The 25,876-nt window shown below is 36.7% G+C and carries 23 protein-coding genes and 1 other annotated feature; of the genes, 1 reads left to right on the top strand and 22 read right to left on the bottom strand.

Annotated elements, in window-relative coordinates; translation table 11 throughout:
- Positions 1-18: 18 nt before the first annotated feature.
- The 16 genes from NST91_RS08215 to NST91_RS08140 all read right to left on the bottom strand — a co-directional run bounded on the left by NST91_RS08215 (position 19) and on the right by NST91_RS08140 (position 18,376).
- Positions 19-834: a PRC-barrel domain-containing protein gene (locus tag NST91_RS08215; protein ID WP_341330738.1), complete on the bottom strand. Its 816-nt coding sequence runs from the start codon at positions 832-834 to the stop codon at positions 19-21.
- 74 nt (positions 835-908) lie between these two features.
- Positions 909-2,105 carry a hypothetical protein gene (locus NST91_RS08210; protein ID WP_341330737.1) on the bottom strand — a complete coding sequence of 399 codons (1,197 nt, stop codon included), beginning with the start codon at positions 2,103-2,105 and terminating at the stop codon, positions 909-911.
- A 358-nt stretch (positions 2,106-2,463) separates the two neighbouring features.
- On the bottom strand, positions 2,464-3,255 hold the full coding sequence (locus tag NST91_RS08205; RefSeq protein WP_341330736.1) for a hypothetical protein: 792 nt from the start codon (positions 3,253-3,255) through the stop codon (positions 2,464-2,466).
- 2 nt (positions 3,256-3,257) lie between these two features.
- Entirely contained in the window at positions 3,258-3,926 is a 669-nt protein-coding gene (locus NST91_RS08200; RefSeq protein WP_341330735.1) for a PilN family protein, read from the bottom strand.
- Positions 3,927-3,928: 2 nt separating this feature from the next.
- Complete coding sequence (gene pilM / locus NST91_RS08195) at positions 3,929-4,900, bottom strand: type IV pilus biogenesis protein PilM (protein ID WP_341330734.1); 972 nt, start codon at positions 4,898-4,900, stop codon at positions 3,929-3,931.
- A gap of 17 nt (positions 4,901-4,917) precedes the next feature.
- Complete coding sequence (locus NST91_RS08190; protein WP_341330733.1) at positions 4,918-5,676, bottom strand: prepilin peptidase; 759 nt, start codon at positions 5,674-5,676, stop codon at positions 4,918-4,920.
- Positions 5,677-5,741: 65 nt separating this feature from the next.
- Positions 5,742-6,140 carry a prepilin-type N-terminal cleavage/methylation domain-containing protein gene (locus NST91_RS08185; protein ID WP_121447704.1) on the bottom strand — a complete coding sequence of 133 codons (399 nt, stop codon included), beginning with the start codon at positions 6,138-6,140 and terminating at the stop codon, positions 5,742-5,744.
- A gap of 142 nt (positions 6,141-6,282) precedes the next feature.
- Entirely contained in the window at positions 6,283-7,488 is a 1,206-nt protein-coding gene (locus tag NST91_RS08180; RefSeq protein ID WP_341330732.1) for a type II secretion system F family protein, read from the bottom strand.
- A complete protein-coding gene (locus NST91_RS08175; protein ID WP_341330731.1) occupies positions 7,481-8,527 on the bottom strand; it encodes a type IV pilus twitching motility protein PilT in 1,047 nt (348 codons plus the stop codon). The genes NST91_RS08180 and NST91_RS08175 overlap by 8 nt, the downstream gene beginning before the upstream one ends.
- Before the next feature lie 11 nt (positions 8,528-8,538).
- On the bottom strand, positions 8,539-10,194 hold the full coding sequence (locus NST91_RS08170) for a GspE/PulE family protein (RefSeq protein ID WP_341330730.1): 1,656 nt from the start codon (positions 10,192-10,194) through the stop codon (positions 8,539-8,541).
- Positions 10,195-10,207: 13 nt separating this feature from the next.
- A complete protein-coding gene (locus tag NST91_RS08165; RefSeq protein ID WP_341330729.1) occupies positions 10,208-11,548 on the bottom strand; it encodes a G5 domain-containing protein in 1,341 nt (446 codons plus the stop codon).
- A gap of 261 nt (positions 11,549-11,809) precedes the next feature.
- The gene (locus tag NST91_RS08160) at positions 11,810-13,339 is read right to left on the bottom strand and encodes a PilX N-terminal domain-containing pilus assembly protein (RefSeq protein WP_341330728.1); all 1,530 of its coding nucleotides are present in this window, start codon (positions 13,337-13,339) and stop codon (positions 11,810-11,812) included.
- A gap of 10 nt (positions 13,340-13,349) precedes the next feature.
- The gene (locus NST91_RS08155; protein WP_341330727.1) at positions 13,350-13,742 is read right to left on the bottom strand and encodes a prepilin-type N-terminal cleavage/methylation domain-containing protein; all 393 of its coding nucleotides are present in this window, start codon (positions 13,740-13,742) and stop codon (positions 13,350-13,352) included.
- A 13-nt stretch (positions 13,743-13,755) separates the two neighbouring features.
- Entirely contained in the window at positions 13,756-14,181 is a 426-nt protein-coding gene (locus NST91_RS08150; RefSeq protein WP_341330726.1) for a prepilin-type N-terminal cleavage/methylation domain-containing protein, read from the bottom strand.
- A gap of 168 nt (positions 14,182-14,349) precedes the next feature.
- Entirely contained in the window at positions 14,350-15,654 is a 1,305-nt protein-coding gene (locus tag NST91_RS08145; protein WP_341330725.1) for a bifunctional folylpolyglutamate synthase/dihydrofolate synthase, read from the bottom strand.
- Positions 15,655-15,733: 79 nt separating this feature from the next.
- Entirely contained in the window at positions 15,734-18,376 is a 2,643-nt protein-coding gene (locus NST91_RS08140; RefSeq protein ID WP_341330724.1) for a valine--tRNA ligase, read from the bottom strand.
- A gap of 168 nt (positions 18,377-18,544) precedes the next feature.
- Positions 18,545-18,771: a binding site (T-box leader), on the bottom strand.
- 214 nt (positions 18,772-18,985) lie between these two features.
- Here NST91_RS08140 and NST91_RS08135 point away from each other — a divergent pair.
- The gene (locus tag NST91_RS08135) at positions 18,986-19,180 is read left to right on the top strand and encodes a YszA family small membrane protein (protein WP_121447694.1); all 195 of its coding nucleotides are present in this window, start codon (positions 18,986-18,988) and stop codon (positions 19,178-19,180) included.
- Between the two features lie 13 nt (positions 19,181-19,193).
- Here NST91_RS08135 and ysxE read toward each other — a convergent pair whose 3' ends face one another.
- The 6 genes from ysxE to hemC form a co-directional block, all read right to left on the bottom strand.
- On the bottom strand, positions 19,194-20,234 hold the full coding sequence (gene ysxE, locus NST91_RS08130; RefSeq protein ID WP_341330723.1) for a spore coat protein YsxE: 1,041 nt from the start codon (positions 20,232-20,234) through the stop codon (positions 19,194-19,196).
- Positions 20,235-20,321: 87 nt separating this feature from the next.
- The gene (spoVID, locus tag NST91_RS08125) at positions 20,322-21,611 is read right to left on the bottom strand and encodes a stage VI sporulation protein D (protein WP_341330722.1); all 1,290 of its coding nucleotides are present in this window, start codon (positions 21,609-21,611) and stop codon (positions 20,322-20,324) included.
- A gap of 142 nt (positions 21,612-21,753) precedes the next feature.
- Positions 21,754-23,043 (bottom strand): glutamate-1-semialdehyde 2,1-aminomutase, encoded by a 1,290-nt coding sequence (gene hemL, locus NST91_RS08120; RefSeq protein ID WP_341330721.1) that lies wholly within the window; start codon positions 23,041-23,043, stop codon positions 21,754-21,756.
- Positions 23,044-23,139: 96 nt separating this feature from the next.
- On the bottom strand, positions 23,140-24,126 hold the full coding sequence (gene hemB, locus NST91_RS08115) for a porphobilinogen synthase (RefSeq protein ID WP_341330720.1): 987 nt from the start codon (positions 24,124-24,126) through the stop codon (positions 23,140-23,142).
- Positions 24,127-24,930 (bottom strand): uroporphyrinogen-III synthase, encoded by an 804-nt coding sequence (locus NST91_RS08110; RefSeq protein ID WP_341330719.1) that lies wholly within the window; start codon positions 24,928-24,930, stop codon positions 24,127-24,129.
- Positions 24,930-25,862 (bottom strand): hydroxymethylbilane synthase, encoded by a 933-nt coding sequence (gene hemC / locus NST91_RS08105; RefSeq protein WP_341330718.1) that lies wholly within the window; start codon positions 25,860-25,862, stop codon positions 24,930-24,932. The genes NST91_RS08110 and hemC overlap by 1 nt, the downstream gene beginning before the upstream one ends.
- Between the last annotated feature and the right edge of the window lie 14 nt (positions 25,863-25,876).

Raw genomic sequence — 25,876 nt, 5'->3', positions numbered from 1 at the left:
ACCCACTAATTCGTGGGTTTATTGTTCAACATTCATTGATAATTCTACAAAAACATTAGGACCTAAGTCTTGAGCCTTTATAATATCATCTACTGATAAATGAGTGCCAGCTGGTATTAAAACATTTCCTTCATTGTCCAAAATGTCTTTAGTGACTACTTTGCCATATAGAAGATCTACTTGTTTGAGGCGAAGTGCTTTTGCTTCTGCTTCTTCATGCTTGTCTATTGATGCATTAATTTCATCAAATGGACTTTGTTCTTCTGTTGATGATGCGGGTAAAACTTTTTCAATGATTTCTTCATTTGGTTCATTTTGTGTTTCTAGTATTGGATTTTCGAAATACTCTACAGAGTCAAGGAACTTAGATGACGCGTCTTCCTCTACAATAATAATGTCTTTTCCATATGTAAGAACAGAATCAGATGAGAGAGCCACTTCACTTCCAGAGACATTTAATAATGTACCTAATAGATTTCCTGTTTCATCATCCACATAATACTCAAGGACTTCCCCTAATAATTGTCCTTTTCTTGTCATGACTTTTGTATTCGTAATTTTGATTTTCTTATTTACAAGTGAATTTGCAATTGGTATCTCATTCAAGTCTATAACAGAGCCTTCACTTTCAATAGTGACGGCGTACTCACCAATACCAACTACCCTTTTGAACGGAATAGCCTTCACACTAACTTGCCAATCTTCATGTTCTATAGTAAGAAAGTCCACTGAGCCTTTTTCAGGATTTATCACTAAGGATTTAACCTTTCCAATTTCAATTCCATCTATAATACTAATGATTGGTAGACCAACTATTTCAACACTCTTCTTCATTCTATTCACCACACCTAGTTATTTTTTCATGCGTCTTTTTTCATTCATTTTACCATGTTCTTCGCTATTTTTCGTCATATTTTGCAATATTCATCTTTAATATAATTAATTTCTTGTAAAATTACAGGATATTTTTCAAACCTAACTCTATTCTGTGATAGTAAAGATGATAGTTCTTCAATTTGTCCTGTATTTATATAATGTTCTATTAATAAACTAACAAATGTATAATACTCATGATCAGAAAGTTGAGGATTGAGATGATCCAGAATAATCTTTTCATAGTGAGAATTTGAGAGTTTATTACGTGAAAGTTTTATTTGAGAAATCATCGTAGCAAAGATCTGTTGTCTTAGCACGTTATTATTGTCTTGATTTCCTTGAGTATCGTCCTCTACTTCAACGACTTCCATCGTTTCAGTACTAGGATAATCTTCCTTTGTTTCATCGAATTGCTCAATTTCTAATGATATTATTCCGATTTCTTCTAGTTCTTCTATTTCCCGAGCTTCATCGATCTGATTCTGTGATGCCTCCAGTTGTACTTCCTGAATTGTATTCTCGTTTCCAACAGGAATGGACAGAATGACATCTTCTTCAGTTGAATCAACCTCAATTTCTTCTGGCTTATTTTCGCTAGGTTCAATGAGTGGGATACCCTCTATACCACTTTCTTCACTCGGATGTTCGACTTTATTGACTGGTAAACTATCAATTTGAATTTCTTCAAGGGTTGAAGGTGCAGTAATTTGAATTTCATCTTCCTCTAGATCTAGGTCGTTTGGTTCAATTTCTATCGTTCCTTCAGATGATTCAAGAATTTCATCCGTTTTTTGTATTTCATTAGTAGGATTTAATTCCAGTTCGATTTCTTTGAGCAGTTCCTCAAATTCGTGATTTCCGTCCTGAGTGTTTGTGTGTGTGACATCTGGAAGTTCTTCATTTTCAACATGTATATTTTCAATGATGTATTCATCATTTTTTTGATTGACAATTGGTTCAAGTTCTTCAACAAATTCCTCATCAACTGCTTCTGTTTGAGGAGAAACGATATCCCGCTCAACTTGAAGTGCCTTGTCTTTTTGAGGGCTTGCCTGCTTTCGTATTTCTTCTTCAATCTCATCTTCAATTTCAAATTTAATGACTTGATCTTCGTATTCTGCACTATTTTCGTCATGAATAAATAATTGATTTCCATATTTTTTTCCAATTAAATATGAAGCTCCTATTGCTAGCAGTATTAACACTAAGCCAGTTTGCCATACACTCATTACTGTCTTCAATGCGATACCAATACTGAATACGATAAATGCACAAAGAAGAATTAATAACTTTCCCTTGTGAGTAAAACCAATAGGCAAAAAATATATAATGGGTAGTATTATTAAAAGAGAAATAATTGCAATTACAAGAGATTCCAAGTTGCTCTCACATCTTTCTGTAAAGATCATCAAGTTCCTTTTAACAGTTGTAATAAATGTTTTAGGAAAGTGTTTTTTTCATCGAAGCCATTTTTTACATTTTGTTATTTTATACTAATGTTTTGATTTTATAAAACTTTTATGATACTGCGATAACAGCTAAAAACGAGACATTTTTGCTTTGCCTCGTCCTTTACTAGGTTATCAGCTACTCATTTTCTTCACTTTTCTTTTCTAAACCTGTTGCTAAAGGATTATCCTTGTTGCTTGGTGGGGGAACCGTAAGTTTTGGTGCCTCTTCAGCAAGTTCAGGGTATTTAGGCATATAAAAAGTTGAAATGGTCACATCATACACGAGTGGTTGCGCCATTTGATCCACAGATGTCAGTTCCGGAGTACCTGAAAAGCTTATTGAATCCACCCTTGTGATTCTAGTCTGGCGTTCGAGTACTGTTAAGAACTTCTCCAAATCAGGATAAGTGGGTGATTGGATTTGTAATGTTACAGTTATCTGGTTTAGTCCATCGATAAGTTCAGGGTCAATATCCTCCACTTCCACAGTCTGATTGGCATCATCTGACCCATTTTCCGTCAAAGCTTGATCATTTCCTTCATTTTCGGGATTCGTTGCTTCCTGTTCCTCAACAGGTTGAGTTTCATCGAATAATGTGAATTCACTTTCGCTATAAGACATACTAATAACTCGACTCTCAGATAAAGTCTCTGCACGTTCAAGATCCAAGACGATTTGCTCAACTAGAGGAACTACTGGAATTCTTTTTTGAATTTCAGTAGAACTAATATTTGGCGTTTCGTTCGTACGTTTATTCGATATTACCTCTAATAGTCTTTCTTCTGTTTTTACACTATTCTCTAATTGAGATATTTTCAACTTCACTGGTTTTACTAAGAGAAAATAGGTTAAATAAAAAACACCAGCTAAAAAGACGATAGACATAACCAAATAGATAATTTGTTTTCGTGAAAATTGGAGAGTCATACCTAATTTCCCTCCTGTAATGAACGGATGGCACTCTTCTCAAAAATAATCTCATATTGAGCAAAATACCTAGGCAGAATGTCATTATTTATGTCTGTTTCAACCGCATTACCAGTTGGAGCATCCTCAGCCTCATTACTATTATTGTTCGATTGTTCTTTATTATCGGCCTTATCCCGATTCTCTTCTAAAATTGGGGTAGTAGAGACAGTTAATAGGCGTGCTGAACGAATAAACGGAGATTCAGTAAGTAAAGCCAGATAATGAGCATTTTCTGTATTGGTATCAAACTGAACTTCTAAAGAAACAATTCCATCCTCTGAGTATGAAAATTTTTGAACAAAACCCCGTTCAGGCAATAACTTAGTTAAATGATTTATAATCGGTACCGACTCTACAAAATAGCCATCAGCCCACTCCACAGTTCTTTCTAAATTGATTAGATTATTCGAATTATTTGCGGATGCATATTTTTGTTCCTCTGCTGCTCGTTTTTCTTGTAGTGTCTCAATTTGGTTTGCAAGATTTTCTTCAAGTAAAGTTGCTTGTTTATATTGTAAAAAGATTAACAAAAATCCAATGATTGCAACACCAAGAATCATAAGAAGGAGTAGTAATTTCGCTCGATTTTTAAACTCTTTTCTTGGTAGTAAATTAATATCCACAAGCATAATTACACCTCTTTTAGCGCCAATCCTAATGGTAGAAAATATTGACTAGGCATTTTCTCAAATGTATCAATTGTACATACTGGAATGTCATATCGTTCAACAAGTGTTGATGTGATGTCTGGAAGATTTGGATGATCCCCGCTAACGAGAATATTCGTAACTCTCTCTTTCCCCTGTGTCATGTTAAAACTATAAAAATTCATCACATGTTCAATCTCTTTAGTTATTTCATCTATCAGGACTTCTAACTTACTGCGATGACTATTCCATCGTATGTCTGCTAAGGTTTTGGAAGAGTTTTGTTGGATATCCCAATCATCAATTGATGTTTCTAAGGTAATATGCCTCATAAACAAAGGGATGTCGTGATGAAAAATACTTATATTTGCAGATTGTAGATCAAATTGAAGCAACAGTGAATGTTCTTCTGCACTTGTTTTCTTACAAAAATGAAACAGTCGATACATACAAAGTGGTGAAATGTCTGCCGCAATAGGCTTTAACGAAATATCCTCTAATAGGGACGAGTATTCGGTAGCAACATCCTCAGGTGCTGCAAAAATGAGAACCTCTTTTTTCTTTTCAACTTCAGAAAGAATTTTATAATCCAAAACAGGGTCTTCGAAAGGAAGATGAATGGTTGCTCCGAGCTCTAAGTAAATATATCCTAAAATCTCATCATCCTTCACTTCATTTGGAATCGATATCTTTCGAATGACTACAAATGAGTCTGGAATAATAAATTGGACTTGATTATTTTTGATACCCCAATCTGTCATACATTCTTCTAGAATTAAATGAAGTGTGTCACGTTCAATGATTCTGCCTTCATGAATAATGCCAGGCGGTAAATATTTTTCTCGAAACTTATGTACTGTGATAGGGTTAGAGCGTTTCACACCCACATAACGAATTACATGATCTTTTAAAATGATATTTGCAGTTTTACTTGGTGAAAAAAGTGTAAAAGCCATTATGTATCCCCTTACTATCAAAATCCTATTAGGTCAATATACATCGCGATTAGGTTGTGTCCCCAGAAATATGCTATAAGTGTACCGATGACAATGGCTGGACCAAACGGCATGGGTTTTCCTTTTTTAACTTTACCAATTGCAATCCCGATTAATCCGAGAAACGTACCAATAAGAGTAGCGAGGAAAAAGGACAGAAGTACAAGGTTCCAACCTAATGCAAGACCGATGACTGCATAAAGCTTAATATCGCCTCCACCCATTCCACCTTTGCTAACGACAGCGATAAGATAGAGTAACAGAAAGCCCACTACACTACCCGTGATCATATCCCACCATGGTTCAAGTGGCACATAAATACGCTCTATAATGAAGAGTGGAGTAAAAAAGAATAGAACCTTATCTGGGATGATCATATAGGTGATGTCTGAAACGAAAATTATGACCAATAATGATATTAAAGTCCAAGCAATGATCAATTCTTTTGACCATCCCACCAGCAATGGTAAAATCGTGAAAAGAATTGCTGTAGCAAGTTCGATTGAAGCATATATAGGTGAGATGTGGGTTTTACATTTTCGGCACTTACCTCTTTGTAATATGTATGAAAAAACCGGGATTAATTCTATCGTTGTAAGCTGATGCTTACAAGTTGGGCATGCAGAACGCGGGCGAACAATTGACTGGCCTGCTGGAATGCGGAGGCCTACGACGTTGAAGAAGGAGCCTAAAAGTAGGCCATAAAAGAATATAAATAAATAATAAATAAAACTCATGGTTTTAACATCCTCTATTAATAAGTGTAGCCTTTTAGGCTACACTTATAAAAATAATATTTATATTAAGTAGTTTTTTCTAAACTAGATAGTTCAGTTCCCTCTGTGCTGAGTTCTTCTATTGTAGCTTCATAGTTTTTACTGTTATATGCAAAAGTAATCCCAGTTACCTTTCCAGAATCAACAGAAACTGTATAGCTAGTTAATTTACCACCATCAAAATAATCTTCCAATTGTGTATTTGTTAGTGATGTTTCAGTTGTACCAGGATTACTTGCGAGAAACAGTTTGGCAGATTCTACAGCCTGTCTTGCATCTGCTACTATTGCATCTTCCCTTGTATTATTAATCACATTCCCAATAGCAGGCACCGCAATTGCTGCAATAATCCCCAAAATTACAACAACTGCTAACAATTCAATCAATGTTAACCCCTTTTGATTTTTCAAATGCTTTTTAAACATGTTTCCCTCTCCTTTTTAGGAACTAGTCCATTTATACTATTTATTATAATAGCAAATGCTGTTGAAAACACTAGAAATTTGTTCGAAATAACATGATTTTAAACATATTTTTTACAAAGGTGTGTCTTTTTTCATAATTTCATCATTGAATTTGATTAAAGATGTCGAACATTGGAACTAGAATCGCTGTGACTATAGTCCCGACAATACTGCTCAAAAACACAATCATTAATGGTTCAATCAATGATTTTAATTGATCTGTTGCATTTTCAACTTCGTCCTCGTAAAAATCTGCTACTTTCCCCAGCATCTCATCCAATGAACCTGTACTTTCACCGATCGCAATCATATGGATGATCAGCGGTGGGAACGCCCAGTGCTTTTTCATCGGATTTGTCATCGATTTTCCTTGTTCTAGCGCTTTTCTTGACTGCTTTATAACGTCAGCTATTACTTCATTTTCAACAATTGTTTCAACAACAACTAGCGCTTGTAAAATAGGTACTGAACTATTCAACATGGAACTTAGTGTTCTCGTTAGGCGGGCAAGAACTGCCTTTTGAATCAACTTCCCAAAAATGGGCATTTTTATTTTGGCATAATCTAAGTAATATCTTGTTTCTTGTCTTTGTTTAAGCAGAATAAACATAATATAAATGACTATACCTAAAAGTATTACAAGCCACCAAAACTTTTGCATAAACACACTTGCGTTTAACACAAATTTTGTGATAGCAGGTAGTTCTGCTCCAAAGTCAGCAAACATATCAACAAAGGTTGGGACAACAGAAACTAATAAAAAGATGACAACAGCAATTGCAACGATTCCAATTACGATTGGATATGCCATCGCTGATTTTACCTTTTGTCTTGTTTTATTTTGTTTCTCATAATACACTGCAAGGTTTTCAAGCGTTTCATCCAAACTTCCGCCAACCTCACCTACACGTACCATATTCGTAAATAAGTTAGTAAAAATTCGTTTATGCTTTGCAGTAGCAGTTGATAAGGCAATCCCTTCTCTAAGGTCCAGCTCTACTTCTAACAGAGCATTTTTAAGTGGTTTACTATCTGTTTGGTGCGCCAAAATATTCATTGAATCGACAATGGTTACCCCAGCTTTGATCAGGGTTGAAAACTGTCTTAAAAAGATCACAAAGTCCCTTAGTTTAACAGGATTGCCAATGGCTAAATCCTTCGTTAAAAAGGTCTCAGGTACTTCATTAATGCTAATTACCCGAATTCCTTTATCACGCAGAGTTGCGACCGCATCAGTTTTAGAAGTGCCTGAAATTGTGCCGGACTTTTTTCCAAATTTATCTCTTCCCTCATATTTATATCTAGCCATTTGAATTTAACTCCTGTATAAATGGTTCTGCAATTTCCCTAGAAATAACCCCGGCACGGATTAAGTCCCGAATATTGCTTTCCAGCGTATGCATTCCTTCGGCACGGCTTGTTTGCATCACATTTTTAATTTGATGATTTTTATCGTTTCGAATTAAATTTGCAACTGCTGAATTATTAAGCAAAATTTCTGTTGCAGCTTTCCTACCCTTTCTATCAATGGTTGGAAATAATCTCTGTGAGATAACACTTACTAGAACGTTTGCTAGTTGAATCTTGATTTGAGGCTGCTGGGCATAGGGAAACATGTCAATGATTCGGTCTATTGTTGAAGGAGCACTTACTGTATGTAAGGTGCCCAGCACAAGGTGGCCAGTTTCCGCAGCTGTAATAGCCGTTTGTGTTGTTTCTAAATCCCGCATTTCACCAACAAGAATAACATCAGGATCTTGCCTTAGTGCTGCGCGAAGACCATTTGCAAAATTATGAGTGTCACTTCCAACCTCGCGTTGCTCAATAATACTCATACCATGTTTATGCAAGTATTCTATCGGGTCTTCTAACGTTACAACATGTTTACTCATTGTTTGGTTAATATATTGAATCATTGCAGCAAGTGTGGTTGACTTCCCACTACCTGTCGGGCCTGTTACTAGTATCAAGCCCTGAGGTTTTTGACAAATCTTTTTAAGCACCTGGGGCAATGCAAGATCTTCGATTGTCGGAATAGACGTAGGAATTACTCGAAATGCAATTGCAGGACAGCTTCTTTGCATATAAATGTTAACGCGGAAACGTGATACGCCAGCGATTCCATAGGAAAAATCAAGTTCTCCTTTTGCTTTGAATTGGTCCCACATTTCTTCTGGGACAATCGCTTTGGATATTTCCTCAATTACAGGCTGCTTTAAGATTTCTTTTCCGTATCTTTTTAATTCTCCATTGATACGGAATATTGGTGGTACACCAGCGGTAATATGAATATCCGAAGCCTTATGTTCATTTGCTGAATATAAAATTCGATTTATTTCTTCTCTCATTTAGTTCCCACCTATTCAGCAGTTGTTACTCGTAATATTTCTTCAGTCGTTGTTAATCCTTGCTGAACCTTTAATAGTCCATCATCAATTAGAAAGATGGTTTCATTTTTAATGGCCAACTCACGAAGTGTCGTGTAGGATTCTCGATTCATAATTGCCCTTTTCAAATCATCATTAATTACCAATAATTCATGAATAGCAACTCTGCCTTTATAACCCGTCATATTACACGTCCCGCAGCCTTTTCCTCTGTTCACCTTATCAACTGAAATACCACGTTTTACGAAGATTTCGAGCTCACGAACGGTAGGTTCCTGCAGTTGACCACAATCCCGGCATACCCGGCGAACTAATCGTTGGGCCACTACACCTGATAGTGAAGAAGCAACAAGAAAAGGTTCAACACCCATATCAATCAGACGAGTTATTGTTCCCAGAGAATCATTTGTATGTAGAGTACTTAATACTAAGTGACCCGTTAGGGAAGCTCTTACTGCTACATCTGCTGTTTCTCGATCACGTATTTCCCCTACCATGATGATATTAGGGTCTTGTCTTAATATCGCTCTTAGGCCTTTCGCAAACGTCATTCCTACATTAGCATTTACTTGAATTTGATTAATACCTTCGAGTTGATATTCAACAGGGTCTTCAATTGTAATTATATTTACTTGCTCTGAATTAAGATGGTTTAAAGCAGCATAAAGGGTTGAAGACTTACCAGATCCCGTTGGGCCTGTGATCAATACAATACCCGTAGGTTTTTTAATTAAGTTCTTAAATTTATTAAAGTTAATTTGATTAAATCCTAATTGTGAAAGATTATTAAGGGAGCTTCCTAAATCTAAGACCCTCATTACGATTTTTTCGCCATAAACGGTTGGCAATGTGGAAACACGTAAATCAATATGGTGTGCTTCAAGATTAACTTTTATGCGGCCATCCTGTGGGATTCTACTTTCTGTAATGTCAAGATTTGCCATAATTTTGATTCTTGCAGTTAAGACTCCTTGCATGCTTTTCGGTAAAGCACGTTCTGTACGGAGCACTCCATCCACTCGGTAACGAAGCATAACCTTCGTTTCATGTGGATCCACATGAATATCACTTGCGCGCTGTTGGACTGCATTTTGCAATATCTGATTGACTAACTTAACAACCGGTGAATCCTCATTTGTAATTTTCTCTTCTTGGATTTCAGTTGGTGCTTCATTAAAAAGTTCCTTTACTCCTTCATCCAGATCATAGAACTTATTAATTGCACGTAAGATTTCATCCTTTGAAGCGATGACAGGTTCAATATGAAATCCGGTCAATAGACGTAGATCATCAATTGCATAAAAGTCCATTGGGTCCGCCATTGCCACAAAAAGCTTGTCCCCTTCTTTTCGAAGGGCAATTAAAGAATGACGTCTCGCCATTTCTTTTGGAATCAGGTTTGTTAATGTCGTATCAACTGGATAACGGAATAAACTAACATGTGGTATCCCCAATTGAAATTCTAGTACTTCAATTAATTGTTGTTCGGTTATAAACCCTTTTTGAAGAAGTATATCCCCAAGCTTTTGAGACTCTGTTTTGTCCTCAAGCGCTTGTTTTAATTGATTCTCTGTTATCAGACCTGACTCAAGTAGTAAGTCCCCTAATCGCTTACGAAGTTTTCGCATGAATTTCCCCTTCCTAAGATTTTATTAAATGCATTGGGTCAGGATCTTCCCATAAATCTATATTTTCTTGTTCGTTCTCTTCCTTAGATTCATTTCCCGATTCTTTGTTATTTTTTTCTCCTTCTGTTCCATTATTATTGCCAGGAGTGGTTGATTCGAAATTAGCTTCATTGTCTTCAGGATCAGAATCATTTAGGTTTGGCGATCGTTCCGGTACGATAATACTATGGGCTTCAATCGTATGGATTGGTGGATAATAATCCTCAGCTATCTTCACCCTTTGATCTACTTGGCCACTCTCACTCATTATTCGATATACTTTTGCAACTTGACCAGGACTACCTTGTTGTTTGACAACCATTTTTCCCTTGGGAAGGGTACTATCATATTGCTTAATTATCTTTGGCTTAAAGTTTTCTTCATCCTCTATGGAGACTTTGATTGTTTGTGGAAGCTCCGCACCTACAAGTTGGACTTCTAACCTTTTGCCAGTTAATGAAAAGACTAGTTTATAATCGTAAGGATTTTCATTGTAGATAATTAAATCCTTTTTCTTGTTTTCAATTTTTGCCTCATATCCAAAATCAGCATAAGAAGGCAGCACATCACTAATATGTCGTTCAATGATTTCAAAATTAGACGGTAGTACAGTAGAATATATTCCTGTAGCGATTACACTTAATGCTTTGTCTGAATAGTGATTTGTTGTGCCACTTTCAGATAATAAGGTAAGTAGTGAAAATGGCTTATTTGCAGGTACATGTACAACTCCATATTCGTTAACCCATTTTTCTATTTCACTCTCATCGTCGATATTACTAACAACCGACTGTGATAGTACATTGGAATCATCTACAATAACAAATTGATCAAGGTTTATTTCTATTTCACCAGGAAGTAAATTTGAGGCTGGTGATAATATCCCAGATTTAAGTTCTTTAGATTCAAAATCCTCTATTTCCATCAAAGTTAATTCAGTAAGTACTGTTTCAAATTGATCATCCTTTAAATCTGTAAGAAGGGGGTTTTGGATGCCATTAGCTGCTGAATTAATACTCTCAAGAATATGAAAGCTATATACTTCACGTTTGCTCAATTTCATTTTTTCATCACCAGATACAACTGAAAGTTCACCTGTCCCATACCAGTTTTCAATCTCTGATAATAAAATGCCTTTTGCATCTTCCTTAGTTAAGCCTGAAACATCCACGGGTCCAATCATAGTCCTTTCCTTGAAGATTTCTTCGGCAAAGAATGAATGATACGTTCTTGCTCCAACAGTCGAAAAAAGTGATAACAGTAAAACACAAATAATTAGCAGACTAAATATTTTAACTGAAACTATTTTTTGCAAAGTTGTCCCCCCTTCAACTGCTTATAGCGGTAGCTTTTATTAGACGAAACTAAATTGTAACTTTAGTTTGTAGTGTCCCCAGATTCAAACGCATGTTTTTATAGTAAAAAATACCTATTCATCACCTATCATTTTATATGAAAATAGGAAAATACTAAAGAAAATTTAGACGATATTTGTAATAAATTCATACATTTTGTCATTTTTTCAAACTCGATTCTAAAGCATAAAAAAATAGGGCCGTTCGCCCCATTTATATCGTTATTTTTCTCTAGTTGGTTCTATTGAGAGAATATCTTTTGATGATACGGCACCCGTTGAACCGCCAAAGATTGGGGGTAAATCGTCATCTGAGGCATTATTATGTGTTATTGATCCTCCCCCAGAAATGGTTAAGTTCTTAGAAATAATATTACCTACAATGGTGCCTCCACCTGATATATTTACATTTGAATTTGGTGCATAAAAAATTTGAGTTATAGCATTAGCTCCTCCACTAATGTCTATCTTTCCACCACCAGTAATAATATGACCTTGAAAACCCGATCCCCCAGTCAGAGAAATGTTTGCATTTCGTGCATATAACGAACCATATATTTTTTGACTTCCTGACATATCCAGGCTAAGGCCTTTATAAAAAATATCAAGCATTTTAATTTGTTCTCTGATTAGCTCCGAACTTGTTGCTTCATTATTCTTTTTAATATTTTCAATCTCATCAGTGGTATTAATAACACTGCCTGCACCCATTGTTATATTGTTATTAACATAAAGGGTAAGTTTTCCTGTTCCAATGATATTTATTTTTCCGTTTGGAACATTTAAATGATTTAGTACGATGTTTCGATCAGCACTACCTATATCTATATTTAATGTATTATTCGAAGTAATATAAATCTCATCGAATTGCAAATCCTCTGTCATATATAATGTGTAATTGTTAGCAACCCAATCATTAATATGTAATGATCCGTTATAAATGACATCATGACTATTGTTATTGTTATAAATTCTTTCGTTCTTTGGTATTGGATTGGTAGGAAATGCAGGAAACTGCGGTAAGTTAAATACTTTTATATACGGTAATTTAACTATTTCAAAGTCAACGGCCATATTTTGAGGTTTCTCAATAACATCATTTCCAGCACTAGGGCCTACATATACCGTACCTGAAATATCAGCACCACCGCTAAGTCTGACCGATTTAGGGGCAGATGAGTTTGTCCCTACATTACCAAAAATATCGGCCCCACCTGATAAATCAATAACTTCTTTAACAAAAACAGCTGTATCAGGGATTTCCACATTATTTTTAGCTACCCATTTGATGCGGATTTGTTTCTCCACCGTTCGTGACCGATTATCGATTGTTCCGATTGATGTGATTTTATAATCTTGATGACTTGAATTCGTATTTTGATTTCCAATCTTTTCGATCAAAATTTTTGCTTCTGGTTTATGTCCAAAAGCTTCTTCAAAATTTGTATAGGGTAGTTCATTGTTAATATCCGTGAACATACTATCAATTTTTGAGAAAAACGTAGTTTTATTTGTAGAGTCATTATAAATATTTACTATGTTCTTATTCATTTTATCCAACGTATATGTTACGCCTGATTCAGCAATATAATAAGTAGATTGATAGGTTCTATCACTGGAGCTCATTTTCATATTATTCAATGTAAGTCCCATTAGAGCTAGGCCTAAAATAGTAACGACCGTTAAGATTAACAGCACCATAACTAAGGCAACGCCTTTTTCATTATTTAAGAATGAAGTCCGTTTTTTCAAAATATCACGCCTATTCTCGTATATAAATAGTGGTTTCTGGCAGGTTCCCAATTTTTAAACTAACTTTATTTTCATTCTTTGAAACAGAAAAACCATTTATTTTTGTCATGAACTCTTCATTGTTTTTCTTAATTGTCGTTCCTTCAAGTTTGTAAGTATCTGTATCATTAAGGGTTAACTGATTAGGGTTTTTCACCTCGACAGTTTTTGCTTTTCTAATTTCCTTTGTGATTATATTTGCCGCTAGTCTTTCTTGTGATTGTATTTGTACCTCATCTGATTGGGAATTCATTTGTTTTTGTCCAAATAAATGAACAGAACTAGCTAGGAGTAGAACGACTGAAAGAAGTGCAATGGCGGCCAAAAGTTCAATTAAGCTAACACCTCTTTCGGACTTTATCATTTATTAACACCCACTATTTTTTCCAAGATATAATCATCTCCATTTGGGATTCAAGCTCTTTTTTAGATGTATCTCTATAGACTTTTAGAACAACTTTTCCTAGGTCAGTTGAATGATCTTTGATCTGTACAAATACATACCGTCCTTCTTTAGATATTCCATAACAATTCGTGCATGAAGGATCATTTCTGTATCCTTTATTTTGTAACTTATTTGATAGATCAGTTAATGAACGTGTAGTAGAATTTGTATTTAAATTTATGATTTCTTCCATCTCGGATTCTGCAAGATAAGTTGACTCTGTTATATTTTTTGATAGATGATTAGCCCTAGATGATTGTATGTACATTGGTGTGATTGAAACAATGATAATTGACAGAATGACGATGGAGGCGAGTATTTCAAGTAAGGTGATTCCATTTTGATTCTTTAACTTCAACCTCCATTCCCCCTCTACAAATAGTTCTTTAGCACCATTATATTGTTATTAAATAATATTGGAAAGAAAAAAACATAAAGTCGTGTCAGAATTTGTATTTTCATGTAAAAAAATAGACAAGAAAAATTCTTTTCTTATCTATTTCACTTCTATCTTGCCTCTATTCAGTTATTTTGATAATAAATATCCCCTAACCTCTGATATAAAATAAAGTGAACCAGTTATTACTAGGACTGAATTTTGTTCCGCTGTCACCTTGTCTAATTCCGATTTCACAGCTTCCATCCAGTTATCAATCGTTACGATTGTTTCACCTTTAGAAGAATTTTCATATAGTTCCTTGGAGCTTGCTGCTCTCGGAAAGTCAAAGGTTGTAAATGTTAGGTTATGAGCGACTGCTTCTAGTTGGCCAATCATTGTATCAAGTTTTTTATCATGTAATGCGCTAAAAATAATGTGGACTTCCTTACCTTTTAAGTGAGCCTGGATTGTATCAACAAGGCTTTTAATTCCTTCTGGATTATGAGCTCCGTCTAGAATGACGAGAGGCTTTTTCGAAATTTCTTCAAAGCGACCGATCCATTTTGTTTTTTCCAATCCAGCTGCAAGCTCTTGATCTCCTATTTGTACAATCCCGCTATTTTTCAAAATATTTATCGTCATTACTGCAAGACTAGCGTTTCTTACCTGATGTGTACCCTTCATGGCAATGGTTAGATTATGAAATGTTTTTTGATGTGCTTTTAGAGTAAATGATTCTCCATTTTTGTGTTGGTGATCTGAAATAAAAAAATCCTGTCCCAACTGATAAATTGGGCTATTTGTTTCTTTTGCCTTGGCATTAATAACTTCAATAGCTTCCTGTTGTTCAACAGCTGACACGACCGGGACATTCTGCTTAATGATACCCGCTTTTTCTCCGGTAATTTTTTCAATGGTGTCCCCTAGTATGTTCATATGATCAAATCCAATGCTCGTAATTATGGATACAAGAGGAGTTATCACATTTGTAGAGTCTAACTTACCCCCTAATCCAACCTCCATTATCACAAAGTCGATATTGGGATTTTCCCCGAAATAATAGAGAGCCATTGCTGTGATTACTTCAAATTCAGTTGGACCCCCGAGTTCGGTTCCTTCTAGTTCATCTGCTAATGGTTTGATCACCTTTAAAAGGGTGACAATTTCGTCGTTTGTTATAGGTTTTCCATTTACACTAATTCGTTCATTAAAGGTCTCAATATAGGGTGAAGTAAATGTTCCAACTCTGTATCCAGCTTCTTGTAACATATTGCGAATGTAGCTAACAGTTGAGCCTTTCCCATTTGTTCCTGCTACATGGATTGCTTTAATTTTTTTTTGCGGTTGACCGAGCCGTTCCATCATCCATTCCATTCGCGCAAGTCCTGGTTTCATACCAAGTCTTAATCTTCCATGAATCCAAGTCAAAGCATCTTCGTACGTATGTATCATATGGGTTCCTCCATATATAATCATTCAACTTAAAAAATGAAGGAAAGACGAATCTATAGTAGATCCGCCTCTCATTCCTTTAGCCTCTTAATTCTGAAATGCGTTCACGAACTGTTTCGCGTTTTTCAAGATAATCTTTTTCTTTTGCCTGTTCCTCTTCAATTACCTTTTGAGGTGCTTTCTTCACAAAACCTTCATTACTAAGTTTCTTCTGAACGCGTTCAACTTCTTTATCTAGTTTATCTAGTTCTTTTTCTAGTCGTTTAATTTCTTCATCAATGTTGATCAATCCTTCAAGTGGAAGGAATAATTCTGCTCCTGTTACTACTGAAGTCATAGCCTTTTCAGGAGAAGTAATTTCAGTTGCAAGTACAAGTTCACTAGGATTACAGAATCTTTCTAAATAAGAACGATTCTTCTCCAATTGTGAAAGAACGGCTTCATCTTTTGCTTTGATATGAAGCTTGATTTGTTTGCTCATTGGTGTATTAACTTCTGCCCTGATATTTCGAACAGAGCGAATAATATCGACTAATAGTCGCATTTCACCGGCTGCTTGATCATCAGATAATTCACGATTCACCTCTGGCCATTTTGCAACAGTAATGGATTCGCCATTATGTGGCAAGTTTTGCCATATTTCCTCGGTAATAAACGGCATGAATGGGTGTAGTAATCTCATCGTGTTGTCTAAGACATATGCAAGAATCGATCTGGTTGTTTTCTTTGCTTGCTCATCTTCACCGTATAAAGGAAGCTTCGCCATTTCTATATACCAATCACAGAATTCATCCCAAATGAAGTTATATAAAACTCGACCCACTTCACCGAATTCATATTTATCCGCAAGCTTTGTTACTGATTCAATTGTTTCATTTAGGCGAGTTAAAATCCATTTGTCTGCAACAGATTTTTCACCACTAAAGTCAATATCTTCGAACTTCATGTCACCCATATTCATTAATGCGAAACGTGACGCATTCCAGATCTTATTGGCAAAGTTCCAAGTTGCTTCAACTTTTTCCATACTAAAGCGTAAATCTTGACCAGGTGAACTTCCAGTAGATAAGAAGTAACGTAATGAATCGGCGCCATATTGGGCGATAACATCCATTGGGTCCACACCATTTCCGAGTGACTTACTCATTTTACGGCCTTCCGCATCACGTACCAGACCGTGAATCAGAACATCTTTAAATGGCCGTTTTCCTGTAAATTCTAGTCCTTGGAAAATCATTCTTGAAACCCAGAAGAAGATGATATCATAGCCAGTTACAAGAGCATCTGTAGGGTAATAGCGTTTAAAATCGGCTGCTTCCTTATCTGGCCAGCCCATTGTGGAGAATGGCCATAACGCAGAACTGAACCAAGTATCTAAAACATCATTGTCCTGCTCCCAGTTTTCGATATCACTTGGTGGCTCATGGTCAACATAAACCTCACCTGTTTCTTTATGGTACCACGCTGGAATTCGATGCCCCCACCATAATTGTCGTGAAATACACCAGTCACGGATGTTTTCCATCCAGCGCAAGTATGTTTTTTCAAATCGTTCCGGAACAAAGTTTACTTTCTCCTCTTGTGATTGAAGCTTAATTGCCTCATTTGCTAATGGTTGCATTTTTACAAACCATTGTGTGGATAGGTATGGCTCAACTACAGCACCGCTTCGCTCACTGTGACCTACTGAATGGAGATGCTCTTCAATATTAAATAGCACGCCTTCTTCTTGAAGATCTTTAACAATTTGTTTTCGGCATTCAAAGCGATCCATTCCTTGGTATTTACCAGCGTTTGCATTCATGGTTCCATCTTCATTCATAACTAAAACACGCTCAAGATTGTGACGATTTCCTACTTCAAAGTCATTCGGGTCATGTGCCGGTGTAATCTTAACTGCACCAGATCCAAATTCCATATCAACATAATCATCAGCCACAATCGGAATTTCTCTACCAACGATTGGGAGAATAACCGTTTTACCGATTAAATGCTTGAACCGCCCATCTTCTGGATGAACAGCGATTGCCGTATCACCTAGCATTGTTTCTGGTCGAGTCGTAGCAATCTCAATAGATCCGCTTCCATCTGCTAATGGATAACGCATATGATAAAATGCACCCTGAACATCCTTATAAATTACTTCAATGTCAGATAGAGCTGTTTTTGTAGCTGGGTCCCAGTTGATGATATATTCACCGCGGTAAATTAGACCTTTTTTATATAAAGTAACGAATACTTCACGTACCGCCTTAGAAAGTCCTTCATCAAGAGTGAAACGTTCTCTGGAATAATCAAGTCCAAGACCTAGTTTAGACCATTGTTCACGAATATGGCTCGCATACTCTTCCTTCCACTTCCATGTCTCTTCTACAAACTTTTCTCGCCCTAGGTCATATCGAGATTTTCCTTCTTCACGTAGCTTAGCCTCGACCTTTGCTTGGGTTGCAATACCAGCATGGTCCATTCCCGGTAACCATAACACATCATAGCCTTGCATTCTTTTAATACGAGTAAGTATATCCTGTAAGGTTGTATCCCACGCATGACCTAGATGTAACTTACCAGTTACGTTTGGTGGTGGAATGACAATCGTATAAGTTTTTTTCTCAGCATCATCTTTTGCTTCAAAAAATTTACCCTCTAACCAATATTGATAGCGCCCCGCTTCAATGGCTTGCGGATCATACTTAGTTGATAAAGTCTTTTCATTACCTTCCATTTGAGTTCCTCCTTAAACTAATAAACAAAATCAAATGCGCCTTGGCGTATTTGCCGTCCAGATTTTTTCGAGCTTGCTCGAAAAGTTTCTTTTGAAAATCTGTGACATCCGCCGGAGGCTTATTTTTCAGCTTCGGCTGAATAAATAAAAAAACTCCATTCATCCTAATAAAAGGACGAATGGAGTCTATTCGCGGTACCACCTTTTTTCATAGATAAAAAACGTATCTATGCTCTCAAAAAAAGATAACGGCTTTTCACCGGCTTTTACTACTTCATTTCATAAAAGCTACTTAAGGGTGACCTTCCATCGTTACGTTCCTAAGAAATCTCACAGCTAATGATTTCTCTCTCTGAAGGTGTTCACAATGTACTCTTCCCTGTCATCGTATGTACTCATTATGGGGATGTAAGTTAAGTTCTTTAAAGAATTTTACTACTTATTTTGTTGAATTTCAATAGGTATTGTCAATAAGGGTAGCCAAGTTTTTTATACTTTATTCTCTTTAAGTTAATTTGTTACAAAATTTTCAATCTGAATTGACAGGAACTTTTCTGCTTTTCCAAGCATAGTTTAGTTATAGGATTTCTTTGAAGGGAGAGATAAAGCATGAGAAGACGACGATTTAGAAAATACTCTTATCCTCATTGGCTACGACAATGTAGAGATGTTTGTCACCAATTTATCATCCCCATCACCATTGTTCAAGCGGTTCGAACTATATTTATACCCACCTCATTTGATGTGCTCTTTTTGGCCATATTAATTTTACTCGCAGTTGCATTTTACCTCGACATGATCTAAAAAATCCCATACTTTATTCCGTATGGGATTCTTCTTCCTCTTGTTCTTTTCTTTTTTGTTCAGCTTCCAACAGTTTCACTGAAACAAATTCAATATTTTTAGTCAACCAATAGGCTCGTTGTAAAACTTGGACATGTTCTAGCTCTGATTTCTTCTGTTTATTATCCATGTAATTTCGAAGACATTTATAGATTGGCTCAGGGAAAGTCAAATGGCTTAGAAAGAGATAGAACTCTTCTTCACGTAATGGAAAACGGCTTTGATAGGTTTCAAACCACTCAAGACAATCTGTACACAAAGTCGGATAAGTCTTTAATATTCGAAAATAGAGGCTTACTAAATCATTGGTAGGGCTGGCATACCCTGCCCTTTCAAAATTTGATAGATAGCCCCTTCCACTGTCATCATATAAAAAATGTGTATCTGAAAAATGATTAAGTGTTAATGCGGTACGGTATGCTTTTTCTCCTATCATTAACTCATGCCATTTATCGAGTTGTGATCTTGCAAATGAGGCTGCTAGACTTACTTCATAAAAATACGTACAGAATTGAAGTTCAAATGGAGACATATACCATTTTTGTTCGGCAGTTTCTACAAAACCTTCTAGTAACTGATTCCGTTCATCCCATTTCTTAACGATTGATTCATAATGCCTTGTAATCTCAGTTTCATCGTTCATTTGTATTTTTCTTGCAGTTGTTAAGTGAATTCTAGCAATTTCTTTAAAAAAGGAATGATAATGTTCTCCACGATGTTCGATGGTCGCAGTTTTTAACCAAGGCATTAGGTAGTGGAATTTATGGTTATGATAGACAAGGTACTTCCCCTCGATGGTTGAGTAAATGGGAACTGCCCTTGTATAGCCCTGTTGCAATAAGTGTTGAAGGAAAGTAGGGAAGGAAGGATTTATTTTATTTGAAACAGACTTTAATGCAAAAATTCCTTTGTTTGTCACAACCTTGGTAACTTTACCGAGTTGTTCAAATGATAAGGGCTTTAGATTATATTTTTTTAAGATGGGCCCTAATTCTCTAGCATCGTTATTATCCATTGGGCCAATCACTCTCTTTCCTAACAGTTTTGGTAATTCGTTTCATAAAGAAAACAGGGTGAGGTTTTCCTCACCCTATCTATGTTTCTAACTATTTGCTTGAACAGGGATGTATAAAAGCTGTCCTTCAGAGACGGAATCTGTGTTTAGTGAATTTACACGTACTAATTGTTGTACTGAGATATCATAACGCTCTGAAATCTTTTCTAACGTATCTCCGTGTTGAACGATACAAATTTTCATGGTTGTATGGTCATCTACTTCATCTCTACCAAAAATTTTAGTTAATAATAAATCATTTTCGCTACGTTTTGAAGGCTCATCAATCTTTTCTTCTCTTTGTTCTTTCACTGCATCTTTTTCCTGGACGGCAGTCGAGTTTTTCTTATTTGGATTATCAGACCCAAAGGATAATTGATTATCATGTCTTGCTTTCACTTCAATTGAAGGGGTTAACACTGCATGAACCTCTTCTTCAATCGCTTCGACTACATCAACAACCTCTTCTTCCTCATGTACCTCGTGTTCTTGGTATGCCTCTTTTCTAGCCTCCACTTCAAATGGAACAAATAGATCAGTATCTTCTTCCTCATTCTGCTGTTCATTTACAGCAATAACCTCTGGTTGTTTCTCCACCTGAGCTTCTTCTCGAGCCTCTACCTGAACATCATCTTTAGCCTCTGACTTAATATCATCTTGAGCCTCTACCTGAACTTTTTCTTGTGCCTCTCTATGTAGCACCACTTCGTCTTTTTCTTGTAGCACTACCTCTACTTGCTCCTGTGTTTTTTCCTCTTCCACCTGTTCTGAAACCGCTTGAACTTCCACTTCGGTTTCTTCTTCAGGAGGAATGCTTCTTACAAGCTCCAGTCCCTCTTCTGCTTCTTGTTCTGCTACAACAGGAGCTTGCACCTCTTGTTTTATTGTCTCCTGCACAGCATCCTCCTTAGGCGCCTGAGTAACACCTTGGATACCGCTAATTGCTAAATCGGCAATAATTTGTAAACATCCACGCTTCGGAATTTCATAGTCAAACGTCTCAATTGAAACATATACATCATCGAGGCTTTGTACACGATCTTGTGGAATTGTAATATCGACTGGGAATCGATGGTTTAGTTCACTAACCCCATCTTCTCTTGTGATCACTTCATTCACAAGGCGAACCGACGTAAAATCGCGTTCCTTCTTCTCGGAATGGTTTTCATCTATACGATATTCACCTGTTAGCTGTAATGCACCGCGTATGGACACATATTGGTCATGCTCTTGAATCACAATATCTGGGTCAAGAGATATTGAGATGAGCTCTGAGACTTCCTGTCCCTTTTGAAACCAGACTGATTCCTCTACTGAAAATCGCAAGTTTTCAGACATAGCTACTCCTCCTTTCAGTCCTCTTCTATACAGATTTACTATGACATTACAATTTTTATGATAAATCATAAGCATTTATGATACTTTCCGTAAATAAAAAGACAGACTCAGTCCGTTTACTGAGTCTGTCCTACTATTCTCGTTATCCTTTTAGTTTAGAAAATGCTTTTTCAGCTGCTTGAATTGTTTTTTCAATATCTTCATCAGTGTGTGCTGTTGATAAAAACAGTCCTTCAAATTGTGATGGTGGAAGGAATACTCCTTCATTTGCCATTTCACGATAATAGGATGCAAAGTACTCTAAATTAGATGTTTTTGCAACTTCATAGTTTATCACTTTTTCATTGGTGAAGAAGAATCCAATCATTGAACCCGCACGATTGATGCAGTGTGGGATCTCGTATTTTTCAGCTGCTTGTGTAAGCCCTTCTTCTAGTCGATCAGCTTTCTTTTTAAATTCAGTGTAGTCTTCTGGTTTCAGCTGTGATAAAGTCTCATAACCTGCAGCCATTGCTAATGGATTACCAGAAAGGGTTCCTGCTTGATAGATTGGTCCAGCTGGTGCAATATTCTCCATAATTTCTGCCCGGCCACCATATGCGCCTACAGGGAGTCCACCACCTATTACTTTACCAAGACATGTAAGGTCAGGAGTGACACCAAAATATCCTTGTGCACAATTATAGTCGACCCGGAATCCAGTCATTACCTCATCAAAAATGAGCAATGTTCCATTTTGTGTTGTAATCTCACGAAGTGCTTCAAGGAATCCTGGCTGTGGAGGAACAACCCCCATATTTCCTGCCACTGGCTCGACAATAACACCTGCTATGTCTTCTCCAAATTGTTCAAACGCGTATTTCACAGCCTCTAAATCATTATAAGGAACGGTAATCGTATTTTTTGCAATTCCTTCGGGTACTCCCGGGCTGTCAGGTAAACCGAGTGTAGCTACACCTGAACCAGCTTTAATCAATAAAGAATCGCCGTGTCCATGGTAACAACCTTCAAATTTTAAGATTTTACTGCGACCTGTATATCCTCTAGCTAATCGTAACGCACTCATCGTTGCCTCTGTACCGGAGTTAACCATCCGAACGATTTCAATTGATGGGACTCTTTCAATGACAAGCTTTGCAAGTTCGTTTTCTGCTAAAGTTGGGGCACCAAAGCTAGTTCCCATTTCGGTTGCTCTTTTAAGTGCTTCCACAACTTGATCATTCGCATGACCATGAATAAGAGGTCCCCATGATAAAACGTAATCTATGTATTCATTTCCATCGATATCATATATTTTAGAACCTTTCCCACGTTCCATGAAGATTGGATCCATAGCTACCGATCTAAAAGCACGAACTGGGCTGTTTACTCCACCTGGCATGAGGTGTACTGCTTCTGCAAATGCCGCTTTTGACTTTTCATAACTTCTCATCTTCGTAACCCCTTTCTTTTTTGGGGGCCTGACCCCCGATGCGTTAATGCGTTAACACGGTGGGGGGCAGGCCCCTTAATAAGCTTAATAAAACAATTACTTATCCTGTAACCAGCGAGCAACATCTTTTGAATGATACGTAATGATTAAATCTGCACCTGCACGTTTCATTCCTGTTAGCATTTCCATAACAATTTCTTTTTCATTTATCCATCCGTTTTGAGCAGCCGCTTTAATCATGGAGTATTCGCCACTCACATTATAAGCTACCACTGGTGCATTAAAATTATTTTTAACGTCACGCACGATATCCAAGTAAGACAATGCTGGTTTTACAATTAAGAAATCAGCACCCTCTTCAATATCTGATTCAGCTTCTCTTAATGCCTCTAGACGATTCGCATAGTCCATTTGATACGTTTTACGATCACCGAAGGAAGGAGCACTCCCTGCAGCATCACGGAATGGACCATAGAATGCTGATGAATATTTAACCGCGTAAGACATAATTGGAACATTTTCAAATCCAGCTTCATCTAAGCCGTGTCTAATCGCTGTCACAAAGCCATCCATCATATTAGATGGGGCAATTATATCCGCACCAGCTTTTGCCTGGCTTACAGCCGTTTTTGCTAATAGTTCAAGGGAAGGATCATTTAAAACTTGTCCATTTTCTATTACACCACAATGCCCATGTGATGTATATTCACAAAGACATGTATCAGCGATTACCACCAAGTCTGGATGCTTTTCTTTTGTTAATTGAGTTGCCTTTTGGACAATTCCGTGGTCATGAAATGCACCAGTACCCGTTTCATCTTTTTCATTTTCATTTGGTACACCAAATAATATAACAGATCTAATTCCTAATTCTACGATTTCATCAAGCTCTTGCTCAAGTAAATCCAATGAAATATTATATACACCAGGCATAGAAAGAACTTCTACTTTCTTATTTTCGCCCTCAGCGATAAACAATGGGTAAATTAGGTCATCTGTATGAAGATGAGTTTCACGTACTAATGCTCGAATATTTGCCGTTTGACGTAGTCTTCTATGTCTTGCAAATTGTAATTTTTCCATTTATTTTTCTCCTTCTTGCGCTTTTAAATAATCGACGATTTCCGTTAATAAATGATCAATGGTGTAATTAGCAGGACATATGTGAATTGGTATATGTAATTGCTTTGCACACTTTTCTGTTTCCGGTCCAATACAAGCAAATATCACATTTTTTGTCCAAAGTTGCCACTCTAATTGTTCAACCATTTTATAAAATTGCTTCACAGTTGAAGGACTTGTAAAGGTTATAATATCAATTTGTTTGTCTTTTAAAAGCGTTATTAAGCGCTCTTTTTCACGAGAATCTCCAACCGTCTCATAGACAACTAAATCGGTAGCTTCTGCCCCATGCCTAATCAATTCATCAACTAAATAAGAACGTGCTAGATTTCCACGAGCAAGTAAAAAGCGAGCACCTTTTTTCACAAAAGGTTTTAAACTCTTAAACAAGCCTTCCGCGATAAACTCTTCCGGGACCAACTCCGGTTTATATCCCTTTGTTAATAGAGCCTTTTCTGTCTTTGTGCCAACTACAGCAATTTTGGGTAGTGGAAGGTTCATTCCCGCTTCTTCCACTACCTGATTATAAAAATCGAAAAAGGAATCTACACCATTCTTACTCGTAAAAATCAACCAATCATATGACTTTAAATTGCTTATTGTATTCTTAATAATCGTTGTATTTTTCGGTTTATCAAATGTTAATAACGGAAGTTCAATTGGCGTTCCGCCAGCCGCTGTAATTTTCATTGAAAATTCAGCAGCTTGCTTTTTACCTCTCGTATTTAAGATTCTTTTCCCTAAAAGAGGTTGTTCGCCTTCCATTACTGATTTAGCTCCTCTTTCACTTTGTCGATGAGTTCTTTTGCACCCAGATTTGTCAATTTATTTGCTGCTTCATGACCAACCTCGATTGGATTATGACCGTAGACCTGTTCCTTGTAAATCGTATTTCCATCAGGAGAGCCCACTAAAGCTGTCAAAGCAATCTCATTATCATCGGACATAGTTGCATATGCTGCGATTGGAATTTGACAGCCGCCTTCCATTTTATCAAGGAATGCACGTTCAGCTGCAACCGTTTTTTCCGTATATTCATCATTAAATTTTGACAATGCTACTAAAAGTTCTGCATCATCTTCACGACATTCTATTGCTAACGCACCTTGACCTACTGCTGGCAAGCAAACCTCAGGGTCTACGAATTCGGATACTACATCGTCAGACCACCCCATACGCTTTAAGCCGGCTGCTGCTAATACAATTGCATCGTAATCTTCGTTCTCAAGCTTTGCAAGTCTCGTATCAATATTTCCACGAATCCATTTAATTTCGATATCGTTTCTTTTTGCTAGAAGCTGTGCACTTCTTCTTAAGCTACTTGTACCCACGATAGCCCCACTTTGAAGCTTTTCAAAGGAAACATTCCCCTTGGAAATGATTACATCACGATGATCTTCACGTTTTGGCACACAACCAATAATTAGGCCTTCAGGTAGCACTGCGGGCATATCTTTCATACTATGAACCGCCATGTCAATTTCCTTATCGAATAAAGCTTGTTCAATTTCCTTAACAAAAAGGCCTTTACCTCCGACCTTAGATAAAGTTACATCAAGGATTTTATCCCCTTTAGTGACGATTTCCTTTACCTCGAACTCATATGGAACACCAAGATCCTTAAGCTGTTGAATAACCCAGTTTGTTTGTGTAATAGCTAATTTACTTCTTCTAGACCCAACAATTATTTTTCTCATGAATGTACCTCCTG

This window comes from Ferdinandcohnia sp. FSL W7-1320 (assembly GCF_038050315.1).
GTDB lineage: Bacteria > Bacillota > Bacilli > Bacillales > Bacillaceae_L > Ferdinandcohnia > Ferdinandcohnia aciditolerans.
This window is presented reverse-complemented; position numbering and strand designations above follow the sequence as displayed.

Coding starts and splice junctions, on each gene's coding strand:
- NST91_RS08215 (WP_341330738.1), bottom strand. CDS start 834: ATGAAGAAGAGTGTTGAAATAGTTGGTCTACCAATCATTAGTATTATA.
- NST91_RS08210 (WP_341330737.1), bottom strand. CDS start 2,105: ATGAGTGTATGGCAAACTGGCTTAGTGTTAATACTGCTAGCAATAGGA.
- NST91_RS08205 (WP_341330736.1), bottom strand. CDS start 3,255: ATGACTCTCCAATTTTCACGAAAACAAATTATCTATTTGGTTATGTCT.
- NST91_RS08200 (WP_341330735.1), bottom strand. CDS start 3,926: ATGCTTGTGGATATTAATTTACTACCAAGAAAAGAGTTTAAAAATCGA.
- pilM (WP_341330734.1), bottom strand. CDS start 4,900: ATGGCTTTTACACTTTTTTCACCAAGTAAAACTGCAAATATCATTTTA.
- NST91_RS08190 (WP_341330733.1), bottom strand. CDS start 5,676: ATGAGTTTTATTTATTATTTATTTATATTCTTTTATGGCCTACTTTTA.
- NST91_RS08185 (WP_121447704.1), bottom strand. CDS start 6,140: ATGTTTAAAAAGCATTTGAAAAATCAAAAGGGGTTAACATTGATTGAA.
- NST91_RS08180 (WP_341330732.1), bottom strand. CDS start 7,488: ATGGCTAGATATAAATATGAGGGAAGAGATAAATTTGGAAAAAAGTCC.
- NST91_RS08175 (WP_341330731.1), bottom strand. CDS start 8,527: ATGAGAGAAGAAATAAATCGAATTTTATATTCAGCAAATGAACATAAG.
- NST91_RS08170 (WP_341330730.1), bottom strand. CDS start 10,194: ATGCGAAAACTTCGTAAGCGATTAGGGGACTTACTACTTGAGTCAGGT.
- NST91_RS08155 (WP_341330727.1), bottom strand. CDS start 13,742: ATGATAAAGTCCGAAAGAGGTGTTAGCTTAATTGAACTTTTGGCCGCC.
- NST91_RS08145 (WP_341330725.1), bottom strand. CDS start 15,654: ATGATACATACGTACGAAGATGCTTTGACTTGGATTCATGGAAGATTA.
- NST91_RS08140 (WP_341330724.1), bottom strand. CDS start 18,376: ATGGAAGGTAATGAAAAGACTTTATCAACTAAGTATGATCCGCAAGCC.
- NST91_RS08135 (WP_121447694.1), top strand. CDS start 18,986: ATGAGAAGACGACGATTTAGAAAATACTCTTATCCTCATTGGCTACGA.
- ysxE (WP_341330723.1), bottom strand. CDS start 20,234: ATGGATAATAACGATGCTAGAGAATTAGGGCCCATCTTAAAAAAATAT.
- spoVID (WP_341330722.1), bottom strand. CDS start 21,611: ATGTCTGAAAACTTGCGATTTTCAGTAGAGGAATCAGTCTGGTTTCAA.
- hemL (WP_341330721.1), bottom strand. CDS start 23,043: ATGAGAAGTTATGAAAAGTCAAAAGCGGCATTTGCAGAAGCAGTACAC.
- hemB (WP_341330720.1), bottom strand. CDS start 24,126: ATGGAAAAATTACAATTTGCAAGACATAGAAGACTACGTCAAACGGCA.
- NST91_RS08110 (WP_341330719.1), bottom strand. CDS start 24,930: ATGGAAGGCGAACAACCTCTTTTAGGGAAAAGAATCTTAAATACGAGA.
- hemC (WP_341330718.1), bottom strand. CDS start 25,862: ATGAGAAAAATAATTGTTGGGTCTAGAAGAAGTAAATTAGCTATTACA.